8 protein-coding genes are annotated in these 9,493 nt (G+C 66.7%); 6 read left to right on the forward strand and 2 right to left on the reverse strand.

The annotated features are described in order from the left end of the window. From HMPREF3115_RS15910 to ptsP, 6 genes are all read left to right on the forward strand, one after another. Positions 1-1,326 (forward strand): ammonium transporter (locus tag HMPREF3115_RS15910; RefSeq protein WP_083302227.1); only part of this gene is annotated, 1,326 nt, incomplete at its 5' end. Between the two features lie 241 nt (positions 1,327-1,567). After that, the gene (gshA, locus tag HMPREF3115_RS15915) at positions 1,568-2,857 is read left to right on the forward strand and encodes a glutamate--cysteine ligase (RefSeq protein ID WP_006398178.1); all 1,290 of its coding nucleotides are present in this window, start codon (positions 1,568-1,570) and stop codon (positions 2,855-2,857) included. A gap of 27 nt (positions 2,858-2,884) precedes the next feature. Beyond that, positions 2,885-3,841 (forward strand): glutathione synthase, encoded by a 957-nt coding sequence (gene gshB / locus HMPREF3115_RS15920; RefSeq protein WP_070555062.1) that lies wholly within the window; start codon positions 2,885-2,887, stop codon positions 3,839-3,841. A 230-nt stretch (positions 3,842-4,071) separates the two neighbouring features. Then, entirely contained in the window at positions 4,072-4,542 is a 471-nt protein-coding gene (locus tag HMPREF3115_RS15925; RefSeq protein WP_006398180.1) for a PTS sugar transporter subunit IIA, read from the forward strand. Between the two features lie 75 nt (positions 4,543-4,617). After that, complete coding sequence (locus tag HMPREF3115_RS15930; RefSeq protein ID WP_006398181.1) at positions 4,618-4,887, forward strand: HPr family phosphocarrier protein; 270 nt, start codon at positions 4,618-4,620, stop codon at positions 4,885-4,887. 202 nt (positions 4,888-5,089) lie between these two features. Continuing rightward, positions 5,090-6,862 carry a phosphoenolpyruvate--protein phosphotransferase gene (gene ptsP, locus HMPREF3115_RS15935; protein ID WP_070555064.1) on the forward strand — a complete coding sequence of 591 codons (1,773 nt, stop codon included), beginning with the start codon at positions 5,090-5,092 and terminating at the stop codon, positions 6,860-6,862. 51 nt (positions 6,863-6,913) lie between these two features. Here the strand turns inward: ptsP and HMPREF3115_RS15940 are convergent, their stop codons facing one another. Further along, complete coding sequence (locus HMPREF3115_RS15940; protein ID WP_006411336.1) at positions 6,914-7,666, reverse strand: HesA/MoeB/ThiF family protein; 753 nt, start codon at positions 7,664-7,666, stop codon at positions 6,914-6,916. A 121-nt stretch (positions 7,667-7,787) separates the two neighbouring features. Next, on the reverse strand, positions 7,788-9,335 hold the full coding sequence (locus HMPREF3115_RS15945; protein ID WP_059939139.1) for a S41 family peptidase: 1,548 nt from the start codon (positions 9,333-9,335) through the stop codon (positions 7,788-7,790). Between the last annotated feature and the right edge of the window lie 158 nt (positions 9,336-9,493).

The following is a 9,493-nucleotide window of genomic DNA, read 5'->3' on the forward strand; positions in this document are numbered from 1 at the left end:
TCCGCCGCCGCAGCCGCGCCGGCTTCGGCCGCCGCTTCGGCTCCGGCCGATGCATCGGCCGCCGCCGCTCCCGCGGCGCCGAGCGCGCCGTTCTCGGTCGATTCGTCGAAGATCAGCGCGGGCGACACCGCGTGGATGCTGACCTCCACCGCACTCGTGCTGTTCATGACGATTCCCGGCCTCGCGCTGTTCTACGCGGGCATGGTGCGCAAGAAGAACGTGCTGGCGACCGTGATGCAGAGCTTCGCGATCACCGCGCTGATCACGGTGCTGTGGACCGTGATCGGCTACAGCCTCGCGTTCACGCCGGGCAACGGCTTCATCGGCGGCCTGTCGCGCGTGTTCCTGCACGGCATGAACTACATCAAGGGCGACAAGGCGACGACGCTGACCGTCAGCCACCTCGCGACGACGATTCCGGAATCGGTCTACTTCGTCTACCAGATGACCTTCGCGATCATCACGCCGGCGCTGATCTGCGGCGCGTTCGCCGACCGCATGAAGTTCTCGGCGATGCTCGTGTTCATGACGCTCTGGTCGCTGATCGTCTATGTGCCGATCGCGCACATGGTGTGGGAGCCGACCGGCTGGCTGTCGGCCGACGGCGTGCTCGACTTCGCGGGCGGCACCGTGGTGCACATCAACGCCGGTATCGCGGGCCTGATGTCGTGCCTCGTGCTCGGCAAGCGCGTCGGCTACGGCCGCGAATCGATGGCGCCGCACAACCTGGTGCTGACGATGATCGGCGGCTCGATGCTGTGGGTCGGCTGGTTCGGCTTCAATGCGGGCTCGGCGGTTGCCGCCGACGGCCGTGCCGGCTTCGCGATGCTGACGACGCAGGTCGCAACGGCTTGCGCGGCGCTCGGCTGGATGTTTGCCGAATGGATCGCGAAGGGTAAGCCTTCGGTGCTCGGCATCGTGTCGGGCGCGGTCGCGGGGCTCGTCGCGATCACGCCGGCCGCCGGCTTCGTCGGCGTCGCGGGTGCACTCGTGATCGGCATCGCCGCGGGCGTCGTCTGCTTCTGGTCGGCGACCTGGCTGAAGTCGAAGCTCGGCTACGACGATTCGCTCGACGCGTTCGGCGTGCACGGCGTGGGCGGGATTCTCGGCGCACTGCTGACGGGCGTGTTCGCGGTCAAGGACATCGGCGGCTTCGACGGCAGCCTGCTGCTGCAGGCGAAGGGCGTGCTGATCACGCTCGTCTACAGCGGCGTGCTGAGCTTCGTGCTGCTGAAGCTGATCGACCTGACGATCGGCCTGCGCGTGACCGAAGAGGAAGAGCGCGAAGGCCTCGACGTGATCCTGCACGGCGAACACGTCGAATAAGCGCACCCAATCCGGCGGGGCGCCGCGACGGCGGCCCGCCGCACACGATGAGCGCAGCGACTTCGGCCCGCCTTCCGGCGGGCTTTTTTTCTCCGCACGGTCGCGAACGGGACCGATAACCCTTCACGCTATCGGGTCAATAGCGACAAACTTTCTCCAAATCCTTGTGAAAGCGGGCGCAATCCCCAAATGGGCAAGGCAATTGCTCTACAATCTTCATTCTCCCGCTCGCGAGTGATTCATGGTTCCCCACCTCGTTACCGCGTTGAACGGTCCGCTGCTCGAGCTCGAGCAGAAGATCCTCGACGCGACGCCTGCGATCGAACGCTGGTTCAGGCTCGAATGGCAGGAACATACGCCGCCGTTCTATTGTTCGGTGGACCTGCGCAACGCCGGTTTCAAGCTGGCGCCCGTCGACGCGAACCTGTTCCCCGGCGCGTTCAACAATCTGCCGTCCGAAGTGCTGCCGCTTGCCGTGCAGGCGGCGATGGCCGCGATCGAGAAGATCTGCCCGGACGCGAAAAACCTGCTCGTGATTCCCGAGCTGCCGACGCGCAACGCCTTCTATCTGGAAAACGTCGCGCGGCTCGCCACCATCATGCGCCAGGCCGGCCTGAACGTGCGTTTCGGCTCGCTCGATCCGAGCATCACCGACATCACGCCGATCACGCTCGCCGACGGCCAGAAGATCGTGCTCGAACCGCTCGAGCGTTCGCAGCGCCGCCTCGGCCTGAAGAACTTCGATCCGTGCTCGATCCTGCTGAACAACGACCTGTCGGCCGGCATTCCGTCGGTGCTCGAAAACCTGCACGAGCAGTATCTGCTGCCGCCGCTGCATGCGGGCTGGGCCGTGCGCCGCAAGTCGACGCACTTCTCGTGCTACGACGACGTCGCGAAGAAGTTCGCGAAGATGGTCGGCGTCGATCCGTGGATGGTGAATCCGTATTTCGCGCACGTCGAAGGCGTCGACTGGCAGGCGCATGAAGGCGAGCAGGCGCTCGCCGACGCGATCGACGGCGTGCTGAAGAAGATCGCGCGCAAGTATCGCGAATACGGCATCAGCGAAAAGCCGTACGTCGTCGTGAAGGCCGATGCGGGCACCGCCGGGCGCGGCGTGATGACCGTGCACGATGCGGCCGAGATCGGCCGGATGTCGAAGGCCGAGCGCGCGCAGATGGCCGAGTCGAAGGCCGGCCTCGCGGTGCGCGACGTGATCGTGCAGGAAGGCGTGTATACGTTCGAGCGCGTCGGCGACGAAGTCGCGGAGCCGGTCGTCTACATGATCGACCGCTACGTCGTCGGCGGCTTCTATCGCACGCACGGCGGCCGCGAGCGCGACCAGAACCTGAACGCACCGGGCATGCACTACGTGCCGCTCGGCTTCGAGCACACCGCGCTGCCCGATGCCGGGGCGAAGCCCGGCGCCGCGCCGCCGAATCGCTTCTACATGTACGGCGTCGTCGCGCGCCTGTCGCTGATCGCATCGTCGATCGAACTCGAAAAGACCGATCCCGAAGCCATTCAGGTGTAACCGGGCTTCGCTACGTACAGGACCCGCATGGACATTCTCTTTATCGCCGACCCGCTCGAGCGCTTCAAGATCTACAAGGATTCGACCTACGCGATGATGGCCGAGGCCGCGCGCCGCGGCCATGCGATCTACGCGTGCGAGCCGCGCGAGCTCGCCTGGACGGGCTCGGCGGTCGAGGCCGACGTGCGGCGCATCACGTTCGTCGGCGAACTGGACGATCTGCATCGCGAGACCTGGTACGAGGCGGGGCCCGTCGACGCGCGGCGCCTCGAGTCGTTCGGCGCGGTCCTGATGCGCAAGGATCCGCCGTTCGACATGGAATACGTGACGTCGACGTGGCTGCTCGAACTGGCCGAGCGCGCGGGCGCGCGCGTGTTCAACCGCGCGCAGTCGATCCGCGACCATTCGGAAAAGCTTGCGATCGGCGAGTTCCCGCAGTTCGTCGCGCCGACGCTCGTCACGCGCGACGCGAAACGGCTGCGCGCATTCCATGCGGAGCACGGCGACGTGATCCTGAAGCCGCTCGACGGGATGGGCGGCATGGGCGTGTTCCGCGTGAAGCCGGACGGCATGAACCTCGGTTCGATCATCGAGATGCTGAGCCACGACGGCACGCGCTCGGTGATGGCGCAGAAGTTCATTCCCGAGATCAAGGCCGGCGACAAGCGCATTCTGCTGATCGGCGGCGAGCCGGTGCCGTATTCGCTGGCGCGGATTCCGCAGGGCAGCGAGGTGCGCGGCAATCTCGCGGCCGGCGGCCTTGGCGTCGCGCAGCCGCTGACGCCGCGCGACCGCGAGATCGCCGAGACGCTGGGCCCGGTGCTCGCCCCGCGCGGGCTGCTGCTCGTCGGCCTCGACGCGATCGGCGACTGGCTCACGGAGGTGAACGTGACGAGCCCGACATGCTTTCGCGAAATCATGGAGCAGACGGGCTTCGACGTTGCCGCGATGTTCATCGACGCGCTGGAGCGGGCGGCCGCGTAGGCGCCCGCCGCATCACACCGGCGGCGGCCGCGCAGGCCCGCCGCCGCCGGATCGGCATGACCGGCCTGCTACAATGCCCGCTCGTCCGGCGCCGCGATCGGCGCGCCGAAGGCCCGGCGGTCGGGCCGACACTGTTGCAAGGCTGAACATGAAACGATCCCCTCATTCGCTACGCCCGCTGCCCCGCCGCGGGCTGTCGGTCCGCCAGGGGCGGCCGGGAGCGGTCTGACATGGCCGGGATTCTGATCATCGCGCACGCCCCGCTCGCCACCGCGCTGCGGGACTGCATTGCGCACATCTACGGCGGCGTGCCCGCCCGCATCGGCTGCATCGACGTGCAGGCGGACAGCGATCCCGCCCAGGTGATGGCGTTCGCGCATGCGGAACTCGCGCGCCTGAAGGAAGAGAACGGCGCGGTCGTGCTGACCGACATGTACGGCGCGACGCCGGCGAACATCGCGGGCCAGCTCGCGAAGATCGCCGACGTGCGCGTGCTCGCGGGCGTGAACCTGCCGATGCTGGTGCGCGCCGTATGCTATCGGACGATGCCGCTCGACAAGCTCGTCGACAAGGCGCTGTCCGGCGGCGCGAAGGGCGTGCACGAGGTGGCGGCCGGCACGCCGCCGCCGCCGTCGGAAGTCGGTTGCGGGCAATGCGCGCCGATTCCGCCGGAGCCGCAGCCGCGCACCGAATCGCACTGACCGTTATCCGCTTTCGTTTTAGACCGTGCAGCCGGCGCGCGCCGCCGGCGGCCTCGACCGACCCGACCGATCATCATGCTTCAACAAGAAACCACCATCGTCAACAAACTGGGGCTCCATGCACGCGCATCGGCCAAGCTCACGCAACTGGCCGGCAATTTCCAGTCGGAAGTCTGGATGTCGCGCAACGGGCGCAAGATCAATGCGAAGAGCATCATGGGCGTGATGATGCTCGCGGCGGGCATCGGCAGCACGATCACGATCGAGACCGACGGCCCCGACGAGAAGGAAGCGATGGATGCGCTGCTGAAGCTGATCGCCGACAAGTTCGGCGAAGGTCAGTAAACCGACGCACGGAATCGTTGCCGATTCCAGTCAGAATGCCGCGGATTCCGCGGCTTTTTTTTCGCCGGCAGCATTGATGCGAAACGCGCAATGCTGCGCTGCATGCAGTCAGCGGACACGCGCGGAATTTATAATCGCTATCCGGGGTCATAAGCGCATCGCAGCAGTGTGCCGCGGCTTTTCATGTACAGAGGAGGTGCGCGTGTCCTTCACGCTGCATGGCATTCCCGTCTCACGTGGTATCGCGATCGGGCGAGCGTATCTGATCGCGCCGGCGGCGCTCGACGTCGCCCATTACCTGATCGAGGCGAACCGGATCGAGGCCGAGGTCGAGCGCTTCCGCGCGGCGCTCGACGCCGTGCATCGCGAGCTCGAAGCACTGCGCGCCGACCTGACCGACGACACGCCGTCCGAAGTCGGCGCATTCATCGACGTGCACGCGATGATCCTCGGCGACGCGATGCTCGTCCAGGAAACGATCGACCTGATCCGCACGCGCCGCTACAACGTCGAATGGGCGTTGACCGAACAGCTCGATCTGCTCACGCGCCACTTCGACGACATCGAAGACGAATATCTGCGCGAGCGCAAGGCCGACATCGAGCAGGTCGTCGAGCGCGTGCTGAAGGCGCTCGCGGGCGCACCGTCGGCCGCCCAGGCGCTCGACGGCGCGGCGGCGAACGGCACGAGCGAGATGATCGTCGTCGCGCACGACATCGCGCCGGCCGACATGATGCAGTTCAAGACGCAGTCGTTCCAGGCGTTCGTCACCGATCTCGGCGGCCGCACGTCGCATACGGCGATCGTCGCGCGCAGCCTCGGCATTCCGGCCGCGGTCGGCGTGCAGCATGCGAGCGCGCTGATCCGTCAGGACGATCTCATCATCGTCGACGGCGATCAGGGCATCGTGATCGTCGATCCGGCGCCGATCGTGCTCGAGGAATATTCGTACCGGCAGTCGGAGAAGCTGCTCGAGCAGCGCAAGCTGCAGCGCCTGAAGTTCTCGCCGACGCAGACCTTGTGCGGCACGCCGATCGCGCTGTACGCGAACATCGAGCTGCCCGACGACGCGAAGGCGGCGGTCGATGCGGGCGCGGTCGGCGTCGGGCTGTTTCGCTCCGAATTCCTGTTCATGCATCAGAAGGAGATGCCGGAAGAGGAGGAGCAGTTCGCCGCGTACAAGCGTGCGGTCGAGTGGATGAAGGGCATGCCCGTCACGATCCGCACGATCGACGTCGGCGCGGACAAGCCGCTCGAAGCGCTCGACGAAGGCTGCGAAACCGCGCCGAACCCGGCGCTCGGGCTGCGCGCGATTCGCTGGAGCCTGTCCGAGCCGCAGATGTTTCTCACGCAGTTGCGCGCGATCCTGCGCGCGTCGGCGTTCGGTCAGGTGAAGATCCTGATACCGATGCTCGCGCATGCGCAGGAGATCGACCAGACGCTCGACCTGATTCGCGAAGCGAAGCGCCAGCTCGACGACGCGGGGCTCGCGTACGATCCGAACGTGCGCGTCGGCGCGATGATCGAAATTCCGGCCGCCGCGATCGCGCTGCCGCTGTTTCTGAAGCGCTTCGATTTCCTGTCGATCGGCACGAACGACCTGATCCAGTACACGCTCGCGATCGACCGCGCCGACAACGCGGTCGCGCATCTGTACGACCCGCTGCATCCGGCCGTGCTGCACCTGATCGCCTATACGCTGCGCGAAGCGAAGCGCGCGGGCGTGCCGGTGTCGGTATGCGGCGAAATGGCTGGCGATCCGGCACTCACGCGGCTGTTGCTCGGCATGGGGCTCACCGAATTCTCGATGCATCCGAGCCAGTTGCTCGTCGTGAAGCAGGAGATTCTGCGCGCGCATCTGAAGTCGCTCGAAAAGCCGACGGCGGACGTGCTCGCCGCATTCGAGCCCGAGGAAGTGCAGGCGGCGTTGAAGCGCCTCGCAGTCGCCGAACCGCGCGCGGACGCCGCCGCATAGTCGTCGGCGGCTAGTCCTCGACGATCATGACGATCGTTGTGCACATGCGCGTCAGTGCCGCTTGCCGCACACCGGGCAGTCGGGCTGGCGCGCGATCTTCATCGTCGTCCATTCCATGCGCAGCGAATCGAGCATCATCAGCCGGCCGTTCAGCGTCGTGCCGATCGCGCCGATCACGCGCAGCGCTTCGGCGGCCTGCATCGCGCCGATGATGCCGACCGTCGGCGCGAACACGCCCATCGTCGCGCACGCGACTTCCTCGAACGGCTGATCCTCCGGAAACACGCACGCGTAGCAGGGCGCGGCCGCGTCGCGGAAGTCGAACGTGCTGATCTGCCCGTCGAAGCGCAGCGCGGCGCCCGATACGAGCGGCACGCCGTGCGCGACGCAGGCGCGGTTGATCGCATGGCGCGTCGCGAAGTTGTCGGTGCAGTCGAGCACGACCGTCGCGCTCGGCACACGCGCGTCGAGCCATGCGTCGTCGACGCGCTGGGCGACCGCTTGCACGACGACGTCCGGGTTCAGCTGCGCGAGCGTGTCGCGTCCCGATTCGACCTTGCTGCGGCCGACCGACGCGGTGGCGTGCAGGATCTGCCGCTGCAGGTTCGTCAGGTCGACCGTGTCGGCGTCGACGAGCGTGATCGTGCCGACGCCCGACGCCGCCAGATACATCGCCGCAGGCGAGCCGAGGCCGCCGGCGCCCACGACGATCGCATGCGCGTCGAGAAAGCGCTGCTGCGCCTCGATGCCGATTTCGTCGACGAGGATGTGGCGGGAATAGCGAAGGAGTTGATCGTCGTTCATGGTGTGTCGTCAGCGATGCCGCCGCGCGAGCGGGCGCGGGCGTACCGGTCTATTCTAGGCGCGCATGAAAAACGGGCCATCGCGGTCTTCCCGCGATGGCCCGTCCGATGTCGGCCGACGCTTACTGCGGCGCCGACGCGGGCTTCGGTGCGGCGGCCGGCTTCGCGGCGGCGCCCGACGCCTTCGCTGCCGCAGCCGGCTTGCCTGCCGGGCTCTTCGTACTCTCGGCGAGCAGCGACTTCGATTCCTGGACCGGCTTGCCCTCGAGCTTGTTGAGCGCCTGCTGCATCATGAAGTCGTCGGCGCTGCCGAACTCGATCGGCTTGCGATCGCGATCCTTCTGGCGCTGCTCCGGCGTCTTCTTGTCGTTCTGCTCCTCGAGGATGCGCAGCTGATCCATCCGGCGCTGCTCGCGCTCTTCCTGTTCCTTCTTCTCGTTCGGATCCTGCGTGTTCGCGAGGTGGTTCGTATAGTCGACTTCGCGCGTGACGAGCACGTCGTCCGGATCGCCGTCCGCGTACTGGTCGACCGGCAGATCGGGCGTGATGCCCTTGTTCTGGATCGAACGGCCGCTCGGCGTGTAGTAGTACGCGGTGGTCAGGCGCAGCGCGGTGTCGGCCGTCATCGGACGGACCGTCTGCACCGAACCCTTGCCGAACGTCGTCTTGCCCATGATCAGCGCGCGCTTCGAATCCTGCAGCGCGCCGGCGACGATTTCCGACGCGGATGCCGAATACGCGTTCGTCAGCACGACCATCGGCACCGTCTTGAAGATCGGCGGCAGGCCCTTCAGCGGATCGCCGTCGAAGGACGGCAGCCGGTAGTTGTCGTAGGTGTCGCGATAGACCTGCTTCGAATCCGGAATCTGGCCGTTGGTCGACACGACGACGGAGTCGGGCGGCAGGAACGCGCCGGCGACGCCGACCGCGCTCTGCAGCAGGCCGCCGCCGTTGTTGCGCAGGTCGAGGATCAGGCCCTTCAGGTTCGGCTGCTGGCGCGCGATGTCCTGCAGCTTCGCGGCGAGATCGGGCGTCGTGCGCTCCTGGAAGCTCGTGATGCGGATGTACGCGTAACCCGGATCGAGCATCTTCATCTTGACGCTCTGAACCTTGATGATCGCGCGCGTGACCGTGACCGGGAACGTGCGGTCGTCGCTCTTGCGGAAGATAGTGAGCGTGACCTTCGTGCCCGGCTCGCCGCGCATCTGCTTGACGGCCTTGTCGAGCGTCATGCCGCGTACCGGCTTGTCGTTGATGCGCGTGATCAGGTCGCCCGGACGGATGCCGGCGCGGAATGCAGGCGTGTCTTCGATCGGCGAGATCACCTTGACGAGCCCGTCTTCCTGCGAGATCTCGATGCCGAGACCGGCGAAGCGGCCCTTCGTCTGCTCCTGCAGCTCGTCATAGTCGGTCTTGTCGAGGAACGACGAATGCGGGTCGAGGCTCGACACCATGCCCTTGATCGCCGCCGTCAGCAGCTTCTTGTCGTCGACCGGCTCGACGTACTCGCGCTTGATCTGGCCGAAGACTTCCGCGAACAGGCGGAGCTGGTCGAGGGGAAGCGGCGCCGTGACGGTCTGCTCGGCCGATGCGGAAATCTGCAGCGTGGCGAACACGCCAGTGGCGAGGCCCGCGGCAATCAGGCCGATGTTCTTCAATTTGATTCGCATAGAGAGTCTGGTGCGGTCGGGAAGCGCGTGGCGGTAGCGGGGATGTAGCGGACAAGTATAACTGTTCGTCCGACAGGTCAGGGGGAACGGCGCGAAACGGGCCGCGGCTCGGACGGCTGGCCGGGCCGCTCGCGCCGGCCGCGCGCACGGGCAGCGCG

The sequence above is a fragment of the Burkholderia sp. HMSC10F09 genome, assembly GCF_001806955.1.
Classification (GTDB): Bacteria; Pseudomonadota; Gammaproteobacteria; order Burkholderiales; family Burkholderiaceae; genus Burkholderia; species Burkholderia multivorans.

What these genes read in the sequence shown, in the direction of transcription:
- HMPREF3115_RS15945 (WP_059939139.1), bottom strand. Translation starts at nt 9,335, where the DNA reads ATGCGAATCAAATTGAAGAACATCGGCCTGATTGCCGCGGGCCTCGCC.
- gshB (WP_070555062.1), top strand. Translation starts at nt 2,885, where the DNA reads ATGGACATTCTCTTTATCGCCGACCCGCTCGAGCGCTTCAAGATCTAC.
- HMPREF3115_RS15925 (WP_006398180.1), top strand. Translation starts at nt 4,072, where the DNA reads ATGGCCGGGATTCTGATCATCGCGCACGCCCCGCTCGCCACCGCGCTG.
- gshA (WP_006398178.1), top strand. Translation starts at nt 1,568, where the DNA reads ATGGTTCCCCACCTCGTTACCGCGTTGAACGGTCCGCTGCTCGAGCTC.
- HMPREF3115_RS15930 (WP_006398181.1), top strand. Translation starts at nt 4,618, where the DNA reads ATGCTTCAACAAGAAACCACCATCGTCAACAAACTGGGGCTCCATGCA.
- HMPREF3115_RS15940 (WP_006411336.1), bottom strand. Translation starts at nt 7,666, where the DNA reads ATGAACGACGATCAACTCCTTCGCTATTCCCGCCACATCCTCGTCGAC.